Source organism: Actinophytocola sp. KF-1, from assembly GCF_054661535.1.
Genome location: NZ_BAAFVK010000002.1, coordinates 848729 through 867136, shown reverse-complemented (window position 1 = coordinate 867136; position 18408 = coordinate 848729). Strand labels below are relative to the sequence as shown.

The window sequence follows — 18408 nt, the reverse complement described above, 5'->3', positions numbered from 1 at the left end:
GCTGCTCGACTACGGAGGTGGTGGTGTTGGCGGCGGAATGGCCCAGGTCGCGGGTGGCGGCGCAGCAGCGCCGGGCGCTCAGCCAGGACCTGATCGTCGACACGGCGCTCGAACTGCTCGGCAAGGGCAGCCTGGAGGCCGTGAGCATGCGGCGGGTGGCGCAGGAGCTGGGCACCGGCCCGGCGTCGCTGTACGCGCACGTCAGCAACAAGGAAGAGCTGCACGAGCTGATGCTCGACCGGCTGCTCGGGACGCTCCCCCGGCCCGCGCCCGACCCGGACCGGTGGACCGAGCAGATCGTGGAGATGGCGAGGGCGCAGCTGAGGATGCTGACGTCCTACCCCGGCATCGCACGGGTCGGCCTGGAGACGATCGTGCCCGCGGGGCCCAACGCGCTGGCCTACGGCGAGGCCGTGCTCGCCGTGCTGCGCGCGGGCGGGCTGCCCGACCGGGTCGCGGTGCTCGCGTTCGACACGTTGTCCCTGTGGTGCGCCGCCTTCGCGTTCGAGACGGGCGCGGCGAAGTCCGGGGACGTCGACCCGGAGCAGATCGCCACGCGCGGCAGGGAGATCGGCGCCTACATGGCGGCGCGCCCCGCCCAGTTCCCCAACCTGCTCGGCGTCGGGCAGATCCTGTCCGAGGCGACGCCGGAGGAGCGGTTCGAGTTCGGGCTGGACGTGTTCCTGGCGGGGCTCGTCGGCGCGTTCCGGCCCCGGCGGCCCGCCACCTGACCGGGGCCGGGGTCAGACCGCGACCGGGAGCCTCGCCGCGCCGCGCAGGTTCAGCCTGCCGTTCCACTCCACGTCGCCGTTCAGCGACAGGTCCGGGAAGCGGGACACCAGCGTGCCCAGCGCCAGGCGGCCTTCGAGGCGGGCGAGTGCCGCGCCGAGGCAGTGGTGCGGACCGGCGCCGAAGGACACCTGCGTCCTGGCGTCCTCGCGGTCGATGCGCAGCTCGTGCGCGCCGGGACCGAAGTGGCGCTCGTCGCGGTTGGCGGACGCCAGGCCTGCGATCACGAACGCGCCCGCCGGGATCTCGCGCCCGCCGAGCGTGTACGGCGCGGTGGTGATGCGGCGCGACTGCTGCACCGGGCTGTCGTAGCGCAGGAGCTCCTCGACCGCGTTCGCCGCGAGGTCCGGGTTGGCGCGCAGCAGCGCGAGCTGGTCCGGGTTGCGCAGCAGGGCGATGGCGCCGTTGCCGATCAGGTTGACCGTGGTCTCGTGGCCCGCCACGTACAGGAGCAGCACCTGCGCGACCAGCTCGTCCTCGGTGAGCCGGTCGCCGTCGTGTTCGGCGGCGATCAGCGCGGTCAGCAGGTCGTCGGCGGGGTGGTCACCCTTCCACGCGATGATGTCGCGCATCATCGCGGTCAGCTCGGCCTCGGCCGCGGCGATCGCCTGGATGACGGCCGGATCGGTCTGCACCTCGAGCGAGCGCACGAGGGTGCCGGAGAGCTCGCGGAGCCGCGCGTGGTCGGCGGGCGGGGTGCCGAGCATCTCGGAGATCACCGCGAACGGGAGCGGGAAGGCGAGCTCGTCGATCAGGTCGACCTCGCCCCCGTCGGCGATGCGGTCGAGCGACCGGTCGACCAGCTCGGCCACCATCGGCTCCAGCGCCGCGATGGCCTTGGGCGTGAAGACCTTGGTGACGAGCGCCCGCAGCCGCGTGTGGTCGGGCGGGTCGCGGTCGAGCATGGACAGCGTCAGCGCGCTGCCCGGGTCGAGCTGCTCGTACTGCTCGGCGATCAGGCCGCCGGACAGGTTGCGGGTCTCGACCGAGAGCTTCGCGCGGAGCAGTGCTGTCACGTCCTCGTACCGGGTGACGAGCCAGAACCCGAGCGGGTGCTCGTGCACCGGGTCCTGGTCCCGCATGCGCTGGTAGTGCGGGTACGGGTCCTCGGTGAAGTCGGGCAGGAACGGGTTGAACAGCAGCTCGGTGTCGGTCACGACACCCTCCTCGTCCGGGTGCGGGCAACGTGCTGGTCCACCCCGGTGGCGGCGCGCAGCGTCGCGCGGTGGTGGTCGCGGTGGTCGAGGTCGTAGCCGGCCGCGTGGTCCGGGTACGCCTCGAAGAGGACGCGGAACGCGGGCTGCTCGCGATCGAGGTCGCGGCGCAGGTCGTCGACGGCGTGCGCCAGGTCCGGCGGCGGGTGTTCGAGCAACGCGTCGAGCCGGGCGTCGAACACCAGGTACCAGCGGCGGCGGAGGTCGGACAGGAACGCGTCCAGGTCGCCGTACAGCGCGTCGATCTCCCCCAGCAGAACGGCCGGGATGACCGGCCGTCCGGTGCTCGCCACTGCCGTGAGCACCGCTCGTGTCACTGCGTACCGCCGGTGGGTCCGCTCCCAGGCCATGGACATGGCGTTTCACCTACTCAGCGTCGGTCACATACGCAGCGTATGTCTTATACTCCGTGCATGTCAACGGGCAAGAGCAGGCGCGACCAGTTCTCGGAGGCGACGAGGGCCGCACTGCTGGAGGCGGCCACGCGCCGTTTCGCGACGCTGGGGTTCGCCGGGACCTCCCTGGAGGACGTGGCGGCCGACATCCTCGCCACGCGCGGCGCCGTCTACCACCACTTCCCCAGCAAGAGAGCCCTGTTCGAGGCGGTCTTCGAGAAGCTGGAGACCGAGGCGGTGCGCCGGTCGGCGGAGGCGGGCGACCGCGGCGAGGACCCGTGGCAGCGGGCGCTGCTGGCGCTCGACTCGTTCCTCGAGACCTGCGCGGACCCGGTGTACGGCCGGATCGTGTGGCAGGAGGCGCCCATCGCGCTGGGGTGGGTGCGGTGGGAGGAGCTCGAGAACAAGTTCGCGTTCGGGCTGATCGAGGAGTACGTGCGGGCGCTCGTCGAGGGCGGCCACGTCGTCGACCTGCCGGTGGACACCACGTCACGGCTGGCCTTCTGCATGCTGGGCGGCGCGGGCCAGGCGCTGTCGCGGGCAGCCGAGGCCGACAAGCCGCGGCTGCGGGACGAGTACCGCACGGTCATCGGGCGCATGCTCGCCGGGCTGGCGGCACCGCGGCCTGCCTGACATGTCGAGCGCGCGCCGCCCGCTCCGTCCTCCGTGGTGAGGCGCCCGGCCGGGGCGCCACGGCGAGAGGACAGCGATGAGTCGACCGGTGGTGCACTTCGAGATCGTCGGCGCGCGGCCCGGGGAGCTGCGGCGGTACTACGCGGACCTGTTCGGGTGGACCTACGACGTCGGTGACGCGGCCACCGGCGAGGTGTCGCGGCCGGGCGAGTACGGGTTCGTGCACGGCGGCGGGATCAACGGCGGGGTCTGCGGTGGTGCGGGGTTCATGCCGAAGGTGCTGTTCTACGTCGGCGTGCCGGACGTCGAGGCCGCGTTGCGCAGGGCGGAGGACCTCGGCGGCACCCGCGTGCTCGGGCCGGCGCGCCGGGGCGCGTTCGCCGTTGGACACTTCACCGACCCGGAGGGCAACCTCGTCGGCGTCGCGGGCCTGGAGGAGGCACGGTGAAGTACCTCGTCATGATCTACGCGAACCCCAGGAACTGGGAGCACCCGATGTTCCACCACGACCCGGGGTTCCAGGCGCTGCCGCGGGAGGAGCGGGACGAGATCGTCCGGCAGGCCGAGGAGATGTGGGCGGAGATCCACGCCTCCGGCGAGTTCGTCGAGGGTGTCGCGCTCGCGGATCCGGGACTCACCAGGCACCTGCGCGGGGTGGACGGGGTGCCGGTGGCCACCGACGGGCCCTACCTGGAGGCGAAGGAGCAGCTCGCGGGGTACTTCGTGCTCGACTGCGACAGCCAGGAGCGGGCGGCGGAGATCGCGGCCCGGTTCCCCGACGCGCGGTTCGCGGGGGTCGAGGTGCGGCCGATCATGAGCATGTCGGGTGCGGAGATGTGAACGACCTGCTGCGCGACCTCGCACCCCGGGTCCTCGCCGCGCTGCTGCGACGGCACCGGGACTTCGCGGCGGCGGAGGACGCGGTGCAGGAGGCCCTGCTCGCGGCGGCGACGCACTGGCCTGCCGACGGCGTGCCCACGCAGCCGGAGGCGTGGCTGATCACGGTCGCGTCGCGCAAGCTCACCGACCACCTGCGGAGTGAGCAGGCCCGCAGGCGGCGGGAGGAGGCGGTGCCGGGCGACCTGCCCGCACCGGGCGCCGACGTGCCCGTGCCGGGTGACGACACGCTGACGTTGCTCGCGCTGTGCTGTCACCCGGACCTGTCGCCTGCGTCGCAGGTCGCGCTGACGTTGCGTGCCGTCGGCGGGCTGACGACGGCGGAGATCGCGCGGGCGTTCCTCGTGCCGGAGGCGACGATGGCGCAACGGATCGCGCGGGCGAAGCAGAAGGTGAAGGCCAGCGGGCAGTTCGTGCCGCCCGCGGACCCGCGGCCGGTGCTGCACGTGCTGTACCTGATCTTCAACGAGGGCTACACGGCGTCGTCGGGGCCGTCGCTGCAGCGGGTGGCGCTGACGCGCGAGGCAATACGCCTGACCCGGGTGCTGCGGCGGTTGCTGCCCGAGGACGGTGAGGTGACCGGGCTGCTGGCGTTGATGCTGCTCACCGACGCACGCCGCGCGGCGCGGACCACGGCGGACGGTGCGCTGGTGCCGTTGGCGGAGCAGGACCGGACGCGGTGGGACCGGGCGCGGATCGAGGAGGGCCTCGCGCTGGTGCGGCACGCGCTGACGCACGCACGGGTCGGCGTGTACCAGGTGGAGGCGGCGATCGCGGCGGTGCACGCGGAGGCTGCGGACGCGGCGGCGACGGACTGGGCGCAGGTGGTGGCGCTGTACCGGGTGCTGTCGCGGTTGGACCCGAACCCGGTGGTGACGCTGAACGAGGCCGTCGCGGTCGGCATGGCGGAGGGCGCGGAGGCGGGGCTGGCGGTGTTGCGGAGGCTGGACGGTCGGTTGGAGGGGCACCACCGGCTGCACGCCGTGCGGGCGCACCTGCTGGAGCTGGCCGGGGACCGGGTGGGGGCGCGGGCGGAGTACGACGTGGCGGCGCGGCTGACGACGAGCGTGCCGGAGCAGCGCTACCTGCGGGACCGCGCGGCCCGGTTGGGGTGACGGGAGTGGCCTCCGGCCCCCGGTTTCCATGCTACGGCGGGGCACCGACAGGAACGGGCAGGTCGGCTCGGGGCTGTGGACAACTCAGGTCAGGCGGCGGACCACCGCGTCGGCGAGGAGGCGGCCCTTGAAGGTCAGGACGCAGCGGCCGAAGCGGCCGTTGACGCCTGCCAGGGCGTCCCGGTCCAGCAGACCTTCCTCCGCTGCCTGGCGGGCTTCCTTCTGCGCCGCCTCCGAGAGGACCTCCACCGGCAGGCCGTCGACCAGGCGCAGTTCCAGCATCACGCGTTCCAGGTGGCGGTCCTCCGCGGTGAGGGTTTCCCTGGCCGCCGCCGGGGACTTCCCTTCCGCCAGCGCCGCCGCGTAGCGGGCCGGGTGTTTGACGTTCCACCAGCGGACGCCGCCGACGTGGCTGTGCGCTCCCGGGCCGGCGCCCCACCAGTCGGCGCCGTGCCAGTAGCCCAGGTTGTGCCTGCACCAGGCCTTGGGTTCGGTGGCCCAGTTGGACACCTCGTACCAGTGCAGGCCCGCCGCCGACAGCGCCGTGTCGACCTGTTCGTACCGGTCCGCCAGCACGTCGTCGTCCGGCGCGGGCAGCACGCCCCTGGCGATCTTGCGGGCCAGTGCCGTGCCCTCCTCGACGATCAGCGCGTACGCCGAGACGTGGTCGACACCCGCGTCCAGCACGGCGTCCAGGGACGCCGCCAGGTCGGCTTCCTTCTCGCCCGGGGTGCCGTAGATCAGATCCAGGTTCACGTGCTCGAAGCCCGCCCGGCGGGCCTCGCGGGCCGCTTCCGTCGCCCTGCCCGGGGTGTGGGTCCGGTCCAGCACCGTCAGCACGTGCGGTGCCGCCGACTGCATGCCCAGGGAGATCCGCGTGTACCCGGCCTCGCGAAGGCCCGCGAAGAACGCCGGGCCGGTGGACTCCGGGTTGGACTCCGTGGTCACCTCGGCGTCCGGCGCCAGGCCCACGGTGTCCCGGACCGCGTCCAGCACGGCACGCAGGCCGTCCGCGCCCAGCAGGGACGGGGTGCCGCCGCCGACGAAGACCGTGTCGGCGGGCGGTGGGGCGCCCAGGACCGACGCCGCCAGCGCCAGCTCCGCGCGCAGGCCGTCCAGCCACGACTGCGGGGACGCCGGGGAACTCGCCAGCTCCGCCGCGGTGTAAGTGTTGAAGTCGCAGTAGCCGCAGCGGGTGGCGCAGAACGGGACGTGCACGTAGACCCCGAACGGGCGCCTGCCGAGACCATCGAGGGCCTGCTCGGGCAGCGCGCCGTCCGGGGGAGCTACGTCACCGTCCGGTAGTGCTGATGGCACCCCGCCAGTATCTCAGCGGAACACGACCAGCGTGACCACGGTCAGGCCGGCGGCCAGGACCAGGAACACGAAGCCGTACACGGGGGCCTTGCGCCACCAGTGCGTGTGCCGGTCGATGGCGAACCGGCCGGGGCCGGTGAACAGCAGGGCGAACGCGGCGGCGGCGTACATCATCTCCAGCTCGACGTCGCCGAGGAAGAGGTTCCAGTCGCCCTTGACCACGATGACGTTCGCCATCACGCCGAGCAGGGCAGCGGCACCCGCCGGGAAGAACAGGCCGAGGATGACCAGGACCCCGCCGACGGTCTCGGCGAGCGCCACCACCAGGGCCAGCGCGCCGGGCTCGGTGTACCCGAACCCGGTGAGCATCTGCCGGGTGGCCTCCATGCCCATGCCGTCGTTGAACCAGCCGAACAGCTTGTCGGTGCCGTGCGCGACGAACATCGCGCCGAGGACGACACGCAGCACCAGCAGGCCGATGTCCAGGCCGCGGTGCCATTCCGGCGTTCTCGCCTGCGCGGAGGCCTCCAGCGGCGACTCGTGGTCGTAGCTGGAGAGGGACGTGGTCGGCGCGCTCGAGTAGCCGTCATCGTCGTCGTCGTCGAACATCGACGACGAGCTGGTGCCCGGGCGCGGGCCGAAGCTCTGGGTCGTGGACGAGGAATCAGCCGTGGTGTAGTAGCCACGGTCGTCTTCAGTACTCACCCCGGGGAGGGTAACGCCTAGGCCGAACGGGTGGACCCCTGACCGTGCGATCAGTAGTGGCCCCGTACCAGGTTGTGCGGGCGCTCCCCCGCCGCGAACCGCGCGATCTCCTCGGCCACCACCGCGTACGCCCGCCGTTCGTACCCCTCGACGCTCGCCGCGACGTGCGGGGTGAGCAGCAGGTTCGGCACCGACCACAGCGGGTGGCCCTCGGGTGGCGGCTCCGGCTCGGTCACGTCGAGGGCGGCACGCAGCCGCCCGCTCGCCAGTTCGGCGACGAGTGCGTCGGTGTCCACAACCTTGCCGCGCGCGGCGTTCACCAGCACCGCGCCGTCCCGCATCCTGGACAGGAACTCCGCGTCGACCATGCGCTCGGTCGCGGGCGTGAGCGGCACCATCAGCACCACCGCGTCGTGCGCGCCCAGCAGGTCGGGCACCTCGTCGAAACCGTGCACGCCGTCGCGGGCCGTCGTGCCGACCAGCGTGGTGGTCGCGTCGCACGCGTCCAGCCTGCGCTTCAGCTGCGTTCCCAGGTCCCCGGCGCCGATGACCAGCACCTTCTTGTCGATCAGCGTCTCGGTCGGCCTGCGCACCCACGTGCGGGCCACCCGCTCCCGCTCGAACGGGATGAGGTCCCGGTACACCGCGAGCAGCGTCGCGAGCGCCCACTCCGCGGTGCTGCCGCCGTGCGCGCCCCTGGCGACCGACAACATGACGTGTTCCGGCACGCGGCCCACCCACGCCTCCGCACCGGCCGTGAGCAGCTGGATGAGCCGCAGGTTCGGCAGCCGTGCGAGGAACGCCGCCGGGTCGGCGGGCGCGAGGAAGCCGGGCACCAGCACCTGGGCGCGTTCCGGCAGCTCGCCGTCGACCTCGTAGCGGACCACGTCGAGACCGTTCACGCCGGTCAGCGCGGCCACGCCGGCCTCGTCCGGCACCAGCACGGTGATCGTCACGTCGGGCACCCTACTTACCCGAGGTTCACGGCCGGGACCCTAGCGTGGGGCCATGTCCTCGAGGTCACGTGTGCTGGTGGCGGGCGTGCTGGGTGCTGCCCTGCTCACGGCCGGGTGTGCCACGTTCACGGACCAGCCGCCGCCGGAGGCGTGGCGGCCGCAGGAACAACTGACCCCGCAGGGCGGGCCGGAACCGCAGGTCCCCGGTGAGGGGCAGCCCGGTCAGCCGGGTGGCGGCGGTGGCGGGCGGCCGTCGAAGATCCCGCCGCCCGACGGGTGCACCGACTACAACCCCGCGGTCATCGGCACCTGCATGGACACCGTGAGCGCGGTCGCGGCGCTGCCCGGGGACGGCCGCGACCCCACCGCGCTGGTCGGCGAACGGAAGTCCGGCCGGATCCTGCGGGTCAAGCTGGGCAACGACCCGCAGGTGGTGGCGACCGTGCCGGTGGACGGGAGCACGGACGGCGGCCTGACCGGGCTCGCCCTCTCCCCCACCTACGCCGAGGACCAGCTGATCTTCGCCTACGTGACGACCGCGACGGACAACCGCGTCGTGCGGATCGCGCCCGGTGACGTGCCCAAGCCGATCATCACCGGCATCCCGAGGGGCGCCACCAACAACCGGGGCGCGCTCGCGCTCGACCGCCGCGGCGCGTTGCTGCTCGCCACGGGCGACGCGGGCAACCCGACCGCGGCCGGGGACCTCAAGTCGCTGGCCGGCAAGGTGCTGCGGTTCGACGCGTCCGGGCAGCCCGCCGAGGGCAACCCGACGCCGGGTTCGCTGGTGGTGGCGAGCGGGCTGCGGGCGCCGGGCGGGATGTGCGCGGCGTTCGACGGGTCGGGCACCTGGGTGACGGACCGGACCGCGACTCAGGACGTGCTGTACCGGCTCACCCCCGGCAAGCCCCTGACGACCCCGGCGTGGACCTGGCCGGACCGGCCGGGGGTCGCGGGCTGCTCGGCGAGCGCGGGCGGCGTCCTGGTCGTGACGTCGAAGGCGGGCAACGCGCAGATGCTGCCGATGGCGCCGGACGGGTCGTTCTCCGGCAAGCCGCAGATCTCGCTGGCGAAGGACGAGGGCTTCGGCCTGCTCGGCGGCATGGACGCCGTGAACGAGCAGGTGGCGGTCGTCGGCACGGTCAACAAGGACGGCGGCAAGCCCGGTTCCAGCGACGACCGCGCGATCGTCGTCCTGCCGCCGACGGGTGGTGGCGCCGGCGGACCGGACTAGCCCGAGCGCGGTCACCACTCCCGCGCGATCGCCGGGAGCGCCGCCCTGGCCGAACCGAAGTGGTCGAGGTCGCCGAGGTCGACCACCCGCACGTCCCGGGCGCGGTGTGCGCGCAGGTCGCTCGCGCAGCTCTCCGCGTTGGCGAACACCACGTCGCGATCGGCCCTGCCCGCGTACAGGCGCACCGGCACCCTCGGCCGCCACCGGCACGGGTCGTCGTTCGCCGCCAGCACCTCGGCCAGGGCTCCGGTCGGGTGCGCGAGACGTGCCAGGAACGCGTCGGTGAACAGTTCTTGCGGGGTGGCGGGCAGGGCCCGCACCACGTCCGCCTCCTGGTGGTCGCTGTCGAACAACGCGTCCACGACCTGGTCGTACGGCGCGCGGAACGCCTCGGACGGCGTGTCGTACAGCTTCTGGGAGCGGTTCCAGGCGGTGATCGCGTAGCCGAGGTAGACCACCGCGCTCACCCCGTCCAGCCTGCCGTCCAGTGCGGCGGGCAGCTCCTCGCCACGGATGTCGTACGGGCCCGCGATCGCCGCGACGGCGCCCAGCTCGAACTCGCGGGACGACCGCAGCGCGCGGCCGACGAGCATCGCCGCCTGCCCGCCCTGCGAGAACCCGCTCACGAGCACCTCCCGGTCGAGCCACCTGCCGGACCGGGCCGCGATGGCGCGGCCGGCGCGCATCGCGTCGACGGTCGCGGTGACGGTCGGCCGCGCCAGCATGTACGGGTGCGTCCCCGGACCCGTGCCGAGGCCGAGGTAGTCGGGCGCCACCACCGCGTCGCCACCGGCGGCGAACAGCACCGCGGCGGCCCGGTCCAGGTTGTCCGACCGCGACGCCGTGTCCCCGCGGTACACCCTGGTGCCGTGCAGCCACGTCACCGTGCGCAGTGACCGGGCGCCGGTCCTCGGCAGGACGGTCAGCGCGCTCGCGGTCGTCGGCCTGCCGTCGGCGCCGGTGGTCCAGTACCGCGACAGGTACAGGTCGACGTCGTTGCGCACGGTCCCCGCGTCGAGGCCGTGCCCGGTGAGGTAGGCGGCCACCTCCTGCCGGGACATGCTGCCGAGCAGCGTCGCCCGCGTGTGGTCGTCGACGGCGGCCGGTGGCGGCGCGGCGACGGCGGCGCCCGGGAACAGGACCGCGGCGGCCAGCACCACCGCCAGAACGGATTTCCGCGTGAATTTCCCCATGCGCGAACACTGCCCTGGCGTGCGCGCCGCCGGTATGGGGCGGGCCGGTGGATCGGTGGTGGGGACAGCCCCACCCCTTCTGTGTGCGCTCCGTGTGGCGGGGGTCCCTAGCCTGCTCCGCCTGGGTGCCCACCGCGTCTCGAGGGGTGTCGCGTCAGTGGTCACCTTGCCACATTTCCGTTACTCAGCAAGGAGAACCGTGTCCGCAATTCCGGTTACGCCGGTCGCGACGAGCAGCCTTGCCCGCAGGCCGGGGCTGCTCGTCGCGGCCGTCGGTGTCGTGGTGGTCACCGCGCTGGCGGCGATCGTCAACGGCATCCTCATCGCCACAGGGGGCAAGGAACTCGTCAAGGACCTGCTCGTGCAGGCGGGCATGCCAGAAGGTGTCACCGAGGCCGACCTCGACGCGTTCGCGCAGCTCGCGGGTGAGGGCTCGCTCGACGAGGTCGTCAGCACGTTCACCACGCGCGGCTACCTCGCCCTCGGCGCCGGTGCTGCACTGCTGGTGTTCGGCCTGCTCATGGTGAAGGCCGCCACCTGGACCCGCGTGCTCGTCACCGTCTCGGCGGCGCTCACGACGGTCTTCAGCCTGGTGATCCTCGGCGACGAGACCACCACCGCCATGGCAGGGCTGGCGATGCTCGCGATCCTGGGTGCGGTCGTGTCGATCGTGTTCGCGTGGCTGCCCGCCGTCGGCCGCTACGGCAAGGCGCTGCGGCAGGGCTGACGGCTCAGTGTGCCGGGAGCGAGGGGCCCGGCACCCTGGTGAGGTTCATGAGCAACGCGGTGAGTGCGTGGGCGTTGCTGTCGCGGGGGTCGGCCGTGCGGTCGGCCTCCGCACGTGCCTTCTCCGCCTTCTCCGGTTCGCCCGCGGCGTCGTAGGCGGCGGCCAGCAGCCGCAACGTGATCGCCACCGACGACGCGGAACCCATCTCGCGGTACGCGGCGAGGCAGACCCGCAGTTCCACCACCGCCTCCTCGGTGCGGCCGTCCCCGACCCAGCTCGCCGCGATGGCGCGCCTGCTGGAGAGGATGCGCGGCACCTCGTTGATCTCCTCCGCGATCGCGCGGCACTCGGTGAACGCGGCCAGTGCGCAGGCCCGCTCCCCACGTCCGGCCTGGATCGCGCCCAGTGTCCGCAGCGACCGGGCCAGCGCCCGGCGGGCGGTCGTGTCCCGCAACAACGCCACCGCTTCCCGCGCCGCGGTCGCGGCCCGGTCCAGTTCCCCGGTCAGCGCGAGGCTCCACGACAGGCTCTGCAGCGCGGCGGCCACCGCACGTGGGTCGTCGGACTCGCGTGCCGCCGCCAGCGCGTCCGTGTCCACGCGGACCGACTCGGCGGGCCGCCCCAGCCGGTTCAGCGCGGCCGAGCGCGTCGCGGCCACGGCGTCCTCAGTGGACAGCTCGGCCGCGCGGTCGGTCAAGGCGAGGGCCTCCTCCGGCACCCCGAGCCCGATGAGGCAGTCGGCGAGGTGCGTCAGCACCCACCCCAGCGCGGGCCCGTCGAGCCGTTCGGCGCACCAGCGGTACTTCGCGTCCGCGGCGGCGTAGCGGCCCCGCACGTGCAGCACCCGCGCGTGCACGATTTCCGCCCACACCTCGACCCGCTCGTCCCCCGCCGCGCGTGCGGCCCCGGCGAGTGCCGACGCGCACGTGCGCAGGTCCGTGTACGCGCCCTGTGGCCACAGGTACCGCGCGACCCGCTCGAAGATCCGCGCCGCCTGCCGGTACTGACCGCAGTCGACCAGCCTGCCGATGGCCGCGACCAGCGACGAGTGCTCGATCGCGAACCAGCCGACCGGATCGGCGGCGTAGCGGGCCAGGCTCTCCTCCGGCATGGGCGCGACGGGCACCGGCTCGCCGGTGTCCAGAGCCGGGAACACCATCGGCAGGTGCCTGCCCAGCCGGTCCGCGGCCGCCAGGATCGCGGCACGCAGGCGGGCGGTCCCCTCGTCGCAGACGACCTCGCCGTCCTCGGCGAGGAGCCGTTCCCGCGCGAACGTGAGCACCAGGTCGTGCATCTCGTAGCGCGGTTCGCCGCACGGGTCGTCGGCGGCGGGCTGCAGCAGGCTCGACTCGACCAGCTCGTCGACCGCCGCGTCGCCCGCCACGCCGTCCTGCAGCACGGTGACCGCCCACGCGGGCACGCGCGCGACGGCGGCCGCGCCGAGCAGGCGGAACGTGGCCCGCGCCGGTTCGCTCAGCGCCGCGTAGCTCAGCGCGAGCCCGGCACGGACCTGCAGGTCGCTGACCGACAGCTCGTCGAGGCGGCGCTGCTCGTCGGAGAGCCGGTCGGCCAGGGTCGCGAGCCTCAGCTGTGGCCGCAGTGCCAGGCGGGTGCCCGCGATCCGCAGCGCCAGCGGCAGGTTGCCGCAGGCGGCGGCGATCCGGCGGGCGCCGTGCGGGTCGGCGGTCACCCGTGGGCCCGCGATCGCGGCGAGCAGGTCCAGTGCCTCGGCGTCGGTGAGCGAACCGACGGTGACGCGGTGCGCACCCAGCAGTCCGGACAGCCTGCGCCTGCTGGTCACCAGGACCGCGGTGCTGGCGGTGCCGGGCAGCAGCGGGCGGACCTGGCCGGGATCGGCGGCGTCGTCGAGGACCAGCAGCACGCGGCGGTCGGCGAGCCTGCTGCGCAGCACCGCGGCCTTGGCGTGCACGTCGTCCGGGATGGCCGGGCCGGTGACGCCGAGGCTGCGCAGCAGGTCGGCGAGGACGTCGCCGGCCGGGCGGGGTGCGGTGGCGCCCGCGAGGTGCGCGTAGAGCTGACCGTCGGGGAACACGTGCTGCAGCCGGTGTGCGACGCGGACGGCGAGGGTGCTCTTGCCGACACCCGGTTCGCCGGTCAGCACCACGGGCAGCCCGCCGGGGTCGGTGAGCAGCGCGGTCAGCTCGTCGACGGTGTCGTCGCGGCCGGTGAACACGCGGCTGTCGGCGGGGAGCTGCCGGATCGGCCACTCGTCGGCGACCGGTTCCTGGTCGCCGCGCAGGATCTCCGCGTGCACGGCACGCAGCTCGGCGCCGGGTTCGAGACCGGTCTCCTCGACGAGCGTGGCGCGGGCCGCGCGGTACGCGGCGAGCGCGTCGGCCTGGCGGCCGGCACGGCGCAGCGCACGCATGAGCTGGCCGACGAGCCGTTCCCGCAACGGGTGCTCCGCCACCGCCGACTGCAGCTCGCCCAGCAGCTCGGCGTGGCGGCCCGCCGCCAGCTCGGCCTCGACCCAGTCCTCGAACACGGTCAGCCGCTCGATCTCCAGCCGCGCCACCTCCGCGTCGAGCGCGGGCAGCGCGAGGTCGGCGAGCGGGCGGTCCCGCCACTGGTCCAGCGCGAGCCGCAGGTGCCGCGCGGCGGTCTCGGCGTCGCCGCCCCGCAGCGCGGCACGGCCGGATTCGCTGGCCGCGCGGAACGTCAGCAGGTCCAGGTCCGCGTCCGCGACCCGCAACCGGTAGCCGGGACCGGCGTGGTCGATGAGCGTGTCACCGAGCCGGTCCCGCAACCGGGACACGTAGGTGTGCAGGTTCGAGGCGTACGACTTCGGCGGGACGTCCGGCCACAGCGCGTCGACGAGCCGGTCCGTCGGCACGCGCTCGTTCGCGTGGAACAGCAGCATCGCGAGCAGCGACCGCTGCCGTTCCCCGCGCAGGCGCAGCCACCGGCCGTCGCGGCCGGTGATCTGCAGAGGACCGAGGACGCCGAACCTGGCCGTCACGGCGCTACTGACAGCGCTCCAGGATCAGCTCACGCACGCGCTTCGCGTCCGCCTGGCCCTTGGTGGCCTTCATGACCGCACCCACGATGGCGCCCGCCGCCGCGACCTTGCCGCCGCGGATCTTGTCCGCCACGTCCGGCTGCGCGGCCAGCGCCTCGTCGATCGCGGCGTACAGGGCGGAGTCGTCGGACACGACCGCGAGGCCGCGCTTCTCGACGACCTCGTCCGGCTCGCCCTCGCCCGCCAGCACACCGAGGACGACCTCGCGGGCCAGCTTGTTCGTCAGCTTGCCCTCGGCCACCAGCGCCGAGGTCCGGGCGACCTGCGCGGGCGTGATCGGCAGCGCGGCCAGCTCGATGCCGCGCGAGTTCGCCTCCTGCGCGAGGAAGCTCACCCACCACGCACGGGCCTCGGCCGGGGACGCGCCCGCGTCGACCGTCGCCGCGACCAGGTCGACCGCACCGGCGTTGACCAGGTCACGCAGCTCCAGGTCGGTCAGCGACCAGTCGGCCTGGATGCGCTTGCGGCGCTCCCACGGCATCTCCGGCAGCGTCGCCCGCAGCTTCTCCACCCACTCGGCGGACGGCGCGATCGGCACCAGGTCGGGCTCCGGGAAGTACCGGTAGTCCTCCGAGGTCTCCTTGCGCCGGCCGCCGGACGTGGTGCCGGTGTCCTCCTGGAAGTGGCGCGTCTCCTGCAGGATCGACCCGCCCTCGACGAGGATCGCGGCCTGGCGCGTCATCTCGTACCGGACCGCGCGCTCGACGGAACGCAGCGAGTTGACGTTCTTGGTCTCGGTACGGGTGCCGTACTCGGTGGCGCCCTTGGGCATGAGCGACACGTTGGCGTCGCAGCGCAGTGAACCCTGGTCCATGCGCACGTCCGAGACGTCGAGCGCCCGCAGCAGGTCCCGCAGCGCGGTCACGTACGCCCGCGCCACCTCCGGCGCCCGCGCGCCCGTGCCCTCGATCGGCTTGGTGACGATCTCGATCAGGGGCACCCCGGCGCGGTTGTAGTCGAGCAGCGAGTGGTCGGCGCCGTGGATGCGGCCGGTGGCACCGCCGACGTGCAGCGACTTGCCGGTGTCCTCCTCCATGTGCGCCCGCTCGATGCCGACCTCGACGACCGTGCCGTCGTCCAGCGTGATCGCGAGCGAGCCGTTGAACGCGATCGGCTCGTCGTACTGCGACGTCTGGAAGTTCTTCGGCATGTCCGGGTAGAAGTAGTTCTTCCGCGCGAAGCGGCACCACGGCGCGATCTCGCAGTTCAGCGCGAGACCGATGCGGATCGCCGACTCGACGGCGGCCGCGTTCACCACCGGCAGCGAGCCGGGCAGGCCGAGGCAGGTCGGGCACACCTGGGTGTTGGGCTCCCCGCCGAACGTGGTCGGGCAGCCGCAGAACATCTTCGTGTGCGTGTTCAGCTCGACGTGCACCTCGAGGCCGAGCACCGGGTCGAAGCGCTCGATGACCTCGTCGTAGTCGAGGACGGTCGCGACGGTCATCAGGCCTCCAGCTCGGGGACGCGGTCGATCAGCTTGCCGCCCCATGCGGCGTCACGGGCGGCCTCGTAGGCGGCCGCGACCTTGTACATGCGCTGTTCCTGCAAGGCGGGCGCCATCACCTGCAGGCCGACCGGCAGCCCGTCGTCGTCGGACAGCCCGGCGGGGACGCTCATCGCGGGCGTGCCCGCCAGGTTCGCCGGGATGGTGCACAGGTCGGCGAGGTACATGGCCATCGGGTCGTCCACGCGCTCGCCGATGCGGAACGCGGTGGTCGGCGTGGTCGGCGAGATCAGCACGTCCACGTTCTCGAACGCGGTGGCGAAGTCCCGGGTGATCAGCGTGCGGACCTTCTGCGCCTGGCCGTAGTAGGCGTCGTAGTACCCGGACGACAGCGCGTACGTGCCGATCATGATGCGGCGCTTGACCTCCGCGCCGAACCCGGCCTCGCGGGTGAGCGCCATGACCTGCTCGGCGCTGTTCTCGCGGTCGTCACCGACACGCAGGCCGTACCGCATCGCGTCGAAGCGGGCGAGGTTCGACGACGCCTCGCTCGGCGCGATCAGGTAGTACGCGGGCAGCGCGTAGGTGAAGTGCGGGCACGACACCTCAACGACCTCCGCGCCGAGGCCCTTGAGCGCCTCGACCGCCTGCAGGAACGCCGCGGTGACACCGGCCTGGTAGCCGTCGCCCTGGAACTCCTTGACGATGCCGATCCGCATGCCGGACAGGTCGCCTGAGGCGCCCTCGCGAGCAGCGGCGACGACCGGCGGCACCGGGGCGTCGATGGACGTCGAGTCGAGCGGGTCGTGGCCGCCGATCACCTCGTGCAGCAGCGCCGCGTCGAGCACGGTGCGTGCGCACGGCCCGCCCTGGTCGAGCGACGAGGAGAACGCGACGAGGCCGTACCGGGAGACGCCGCCGTAGGTGGGCTTGACGCCGACGGTGCCGGTGACCGAGCCGGGCTGGCGGATCGAGCCGCCCGTGTCGGTGCCGATGGCGAGCGGCGCCTCGAACGCGGCGAGCGAGGCGGACGACCCGCCGCCGGAGCCGCCGGGGATGCGGTCGAGGTCCCACGGGTTGCGGGTGGGGCCGAACGCCGAGTTCTCGGTGGAGGAGCCCATGGCGAACTCGTCCATGTTGGTCTTGCCGAGGATCACCACACCGGCTTCGAGGAGCTTGCGGGTGACGGTCGCGTCGTACGGCGGCTGCCAGCCCTCGAGGATCTTCGAGCCGCAGGTCGTCGGCGCGCCCGCCATCGTGAAGACGTCCTTCAGCGCCAGCGGGACACCCGCGAGCGGCGACGCGGGCTCGCGGCCCGCGGCCACGTCCTCGTCGACCGCGCGGGCCGCGGACAGCGCGCGCTCGGTGTCGACGTACAGGAAGGCGTTGACCGTCTTGTCGACCGCGGCGATCCGGTCCAGGTGCGCCTGCGTGACCTCGACCGAGGAGACCTCCTTCTTCTGGATCTTCTCGGCCAGCTCGGCGGCGGTGAGCCGGGTCAGGTCGCTCATGCCTCTTCCCCCAGGATCCTCGGCACGCGGAAACGTCCGTCCTCTGCGGCCGGCGCGCCGGCCAGGGCCTGCTGCTGCGTGAGGCCGGGACGCACCAGGTCGTCGCGGAACACGTTCGTGAGCGGCACGGCGTGCGAGGTCGGCGGGATGTCCTCGGCCGCCACCTCGCCGACACGCGCCACCGACTGGAGGATCACGTCCAGCTGACCGGCGAACATGTCCAGTTCGTCCTCGGTGACGGCCAGCCTGGCCAGGCGGGCGAGGTGAGCCACCTCGTCGCGGGAGATGTTGGGCACGGAGAGACTCCTGGGTCGACCGTTTCTTTCACGTGTGGTGTCTTTCGAAACTGAAAGCATCCGCAGTCTATTTGCGCCCCTGATGAGCACACGAACGGGTTATCGAGGTGGCAAGCTGGTCACAGGCGCGCGCGTCCCGGGGTGTGGACGGCGGGCCCAGCGGCATCTCGGCGTCTGCGACAATCGTCGGCCGGCACGAGATCGACACCTACGCAGCGGGAGGCGTTCGCCTTGTCCTTCCTGATCCGGGTTCAGCTCCCGGACGTTCCGGGAGCGCTCGGGGCGGTCGCGACCGCTCTCGGGGCCATCGGGGCCGACATCCTCTCGGTGGACGTCGTGGAGCGGAACAACGGTTCGGCCATCGACGACCTGGTCGTCGAGCTGCCGAAGGGGCGCCTGCCGGACGTGTTGATCACCGCAGCGGAATCGGTCCAGGACGTCGAGGTCGACGCGGTGCGACCGTACGCCGGCGTGCTGGACACGCACCGTGAGCTGGAACTGGTCGAAGAGGTGGCCGCGCAGCCGGACGAGGGCCTCGCCATCTTCACCGAGGGCGTGCCGCGGATCATCCGCGCCGGGTGGGCCATGGTCGTCGGGCCGGAGGCGGGCGGCGCGCGGACGCTGACCGCGTCGACGGCCGCGCCGCAGCTCAAGACGCTCGACCTGCCGTTCCTGCCGCTCGCACGGGCGACCGTGCTCGACGGCGAGGAGACGTGGGTGCCGGAGACCTGGAAGGAACTGGGCACCGAACTCGCGGCCACCCCGCTGGGCAAGCCGGAGCGGGTCCTGCTCGTCGGCCGCCCCGGCGGTCCCCAGTTCCGCGCCGCCGAGGTGGCCCGGCTGGCCCACCTGGCAGGCATCATCGCGGTCGTCCTCTCCGGCTGACCCACCCCCGAACACCGCGAGTCACGCTCGCACGCATGCCGAGTTGTGTGTTTCGTG

Annotated in this window: 18 protein-coding genes; 8 read left to right on the top strand and 10 right to left on the bottom strand. The window is 73.2% G+C overall.

Annotation, left to right across the window (positions count from 1 at the left end; translation table 11 throughout):
- Window positions 1-23: 23 nt before the first annotated feature.
- Window positions 24-731: a TetR/AcrR family transcriptional regulator gene (locus ACYQ77_RS09940; RefSeq protein ID WP_459709636.1), complete on the top strand. Its 708-nt coding sequence runs from the start codon at window positions 24-26 to the stop codon at window positions 729-731.
- Between the two features lie 12 nt (window positions 732-743).
- Here ACYQ77_RS09940 and ACYQ77_RS09935 read toward each other — a convergent pair whose 3' ends face one another.
- Window positions 744-1946, bottom strand: coding sequence for a cytochrome P450 (locus tag ACYQ77_RS09935; RefSeq protein WP_459709635.1), 1203 nt, complete (start codon window positions 1944-1946; stop codon window positions 744-746).
- Complete coding sequence (locus tag ACYQ77_RS09930) at window positions 1943-2359, bottom strand: hypothetical protein (RefSeq protein WP_459709633.1); 417 nt, start codon at window positions 2357-2359, stop codon at window positions 1943-1945. Before ACYQ77_RS09930 ends, ACYQ77_RS09935 begins: the two co-directional genes overlap by 4 nt.
- A gap of 57 nt (window positions 2360-2416) precedes the next feature.
- On the opposite strand from ACYQ77_RS09930, the gene ACYQ77_RS09925 reads away from it, so the two are divergent.
- The 4 genes from ACYQ77_RS09925 to ACYQ77_RS09910 all read left to right on the top strand — a co-directional run bounded on the left by ACYQ77_RS09925 (window position 2417) and on the right by ACYQ77_RS09910 (window position 5043).
- Window positions 2417-3031, top strand: a complete 615-nt coding sequence (locus ACYQ77_RS09925) for a TetR/AcrR family transcriptional regulator (RefSeq protein WP_459709632.1) — start codon at window positions 2417-2419, stop codon at window positions 3029-3031.
- A gap of 76 nt (window positions 3032-3107) precedes the next feature.
- Window positions 3108-3479, top strand: a complete 372-nt coding sequence (locus ACYQ77_RS09920; protein ID WP_459709630.1) for a VOC family protein — start codon at window positions 3108-3110, stop codon at window positions 3477-3479.
- A complete protein-coding gene (locus ACYQ77_RS09915; RefSeq protein WP_459709629.1) occupies window positions 3476-3871 on the top strand; it encodes a YciI family protein in 396 nt (131 codons plus the stop codon). The genes ACYQ77_RS09920 and ACYQ77_RS09915 overlap by 4 nt, the downstream gene beginning before the upstream one ends.
- Entirely contained in the window at window positions 3868-5043 is a 1176-nt protein-coding gene (locus tag ACYQ77_RS09910) for an RNA polymerase sigma factor (protein WP_459709628.1), read from the top strand. Before ACYQ77_RS09915 ends, ACYQ77_RS09910 begins: the two co-directional genes overlap by 4 nt.
- An 84-nt stretch (window positions 5044-5127) precedes the next feature.
- Here ACYQ77_RS09910 and hemW read toward each other — a convergent pair whose 3' ends face one another.
- Genes hemW through ACYQ77_RS09895 form a run of 3 tightly spaced genes read right to left on the bottom strand, consistent with a single transcriptional unit; the run spans window position 5128 to window position 8021 of the window.
- Complete coding sequence (gene hemW / locus ACYQ77_RS09905; protein WP_459709626.1) at window positions 5128-6360, bottom strand: radical SAM family heme chaperone HemW; 1233 nt, start codon at window positions 6358-6360, stop codon at window positions 5128-5130.
- A 12-nt stretch (window positions 6361-6372) separates the two neighbouring features.
- A complete protein-coding gene (locus ACYQ77_RS09900) occupies window positions 6373-7065 on the bottom strand; it encodes a DoxX family protein (protein ID WP_459709625.1) in 693 nt (230 codons plus the stop codon).
- Between the two features lie 50 nt (window positions 7066-7115).
- Window positions 7116-8021 (bottom strand): NAD(P)-dependent oxidoreductase, encoded by a 906-nt coding sequence (locus tag ACYQ77_RS09895; protein ID WP_459709624.1) that lies wholly within the window; start codon window positions 8019-8021, stop codon window positions 7116-7118.
- A 52-nt stretch (window positions 8022-8073) separates the two neighbouring features.
- Between ACYQ77_RS09895 and ACYQ77_RS09890 the strand changes: the two genes are divergently transcribed.
- A complete protein-coding gene (locus ACYQ77_RS09890) occupies window positions 8074-9255 on the top strand; it encodes a PQQ-dependent sugar dehydrogenase (protein ID WP_459709622.1) in 1182 nt (393 codons plus the stop codon).
- A gap of 11 nt (window positions 9256-9266) precedes the next feature.
- On the opposite strand, the gene ACYQ77_RS09885 is transcribed toward ACYQ77_RS09890, so the two are convergent.
- Window positions 9267-10448 carry an alpha/beta hydrolase gene (locus ACYQ77_RS09885; protein WP_459709621.1) on the bottom strand — a complete coding sequence of 394 codons (1182 nt, stop codon included), beginning with the start codon at window positions 10446-10448 and terminating at the stop codon, window positions 9267-9269.
- A 199-nt stretch (window positions 10449-10647) separates the two neighbouring features.
- Here ACYQ77_RS09885 and ACYQ77_RS09880 point away from each other — a divergent pair, with 199 nt between their 5' ends.
- A complete protein-coding gene (locus tag ACYQ77_RS09880; protein ID WP_459709619.1) occupies window positions 10648-11175 on the top strand; it encodes a hypothetical protein in 528 nt (175 codons plus the stop codon).
- Window positions 11176-11179: 4 nt separating this feature from the next.
- On the opposite strand, the gene ACYQ77_RS09875 is transcribed toward ACYQ77_RS09880, so the two are convergent.
- Genes ACYQ77_RS09875 through gatC form a run of 4 tightly spaced genes read right to left on the bottom strand, consistent with a single transcriptional unit; the run spans window position 11180 to window position 17466 of the window.
- On the bottom strand, window positions 11180-14155 hold the full coding sequence (locus ACYQ77_RS09875; protein ID WP_459709618.1) for an AfsR/SARP family transcriptional regulator: 2976 nt from the start codon (window positions 14153-14155) through the stop codon (window positions 11180-11182).
- 4 nt (window positions 14156-14159) lie between these two features.
- Entirely contained in the window at window positions 14160-15659 is a 1500-nt protein-coding gene (gene gatB / locus ACYQ77_RS09870) for an Asp-tRNA(Asn)/Glu-tRNA(Gln) amidotransferase subunit GatB (RefSeq protein WP_459709616.1), read from the bottom strand.
- Complete coding sequence (gene gatA / locus ACYQ77_RS09865) at window positions 15659-17170, bottom strand: Asp-tRNA(Asn)/Glu-tRNA(Gln) amidotransferase subunit GatA (protein WP_459709614.1); 1512 nt, start codon at window positions 17168-17170, stop codon at window positions 15659-15661. Before gatA ends, gatB begins: the two co-directional genes overlap by 1 nt.
- Entirely contained in the window at window positions 17167-17466 is a 300-nt protein-coding gene (gene gatC / locus ACYQ77_RS09860; protein ID WP_459709612.1) for an Asp-tRNA(Asn)/Glu-tRNA(Gln) amidotransferase subunit GatC, read from the bottom strand. Before gatC ends, gatA begins: the two co-directional genes overlap by 4 nt.
- Window positions 17467-17697: 231 nt before the next feature.
- Between gatC and ACYQ77_RS09855 the strand changes: the two genes are divergently transcribed.
- Window positions 17698-18351 carry an ACT domain-containing protein gene (locus ACYQ77_RS09855; protein WP_459709610.1) on the top strand — a complete coding sequence of 218 codons (654 nt, stop codon included), beginning with the start codon at window positions 17698-17700 and terminating at the stop codon, window positions 18349-18351.
- The last annotated feature ends 57 nt before the right edge of the window (window positions 18352-18408 follow it).

What these genes read in the sequence shown, in the direction of transcription:
- ACYQ77_RS09930 (WP_459709633.1), bottom strand. Translation starts at nt 2,359, where the DNA reads ATGTCCATGGCCTGGGAGCGGACCCACCGGCGGTACGCAGTGACACGA.
- ACYQ77_RS09925 (WP_459709632.1), top strand. Translation starts at nt 2,417, where the DNA reads ATGTCAACGGGCAAGAGCAGGCGCGACCAGTTCTCGGAGGCGACGAGG.
- ACYQ77_RS09920 (WP_459709630.1), top strand. Translation starts at nt 3,108, where the DNA reads ATGAGTCGACCGGTGGTGCACTTCGAGATCGTCGGCGCGCGGCCCGGG.
- ACYQ77_RS09890 (WP_459709622.1), top strand. Translation starts at nt 8,074, where the DNA reads ATGTCCTCGAGGTCACGTGTGCTGGTGGCGGGCGTGCTGGGTGCTGCC.
- ACYQ77_RS09885 (WP_459709621.1), bottom strand. Translation starts at nt 10,448, where the DNA reads ATGGGGAAATTCACGCGGAAATCCGTTCTGGCGGTGGTGCTGGCCGCC.
- gatB (WP_459709616.1), bottom strand. Translation starts at nt 15,659, where the DNA reads ATGACCGTCGCGACCGTCCTCGACTACGACGAGGTCATCGAGCGCTTC.
- gatA (WP_459709614.1), bottom strand. Translation starts at nt 17,170, where the DNA reads ATGAGCGACCTGACCCGGCTCACCGCCGCCGAGCTGGCCGAGAAGATC.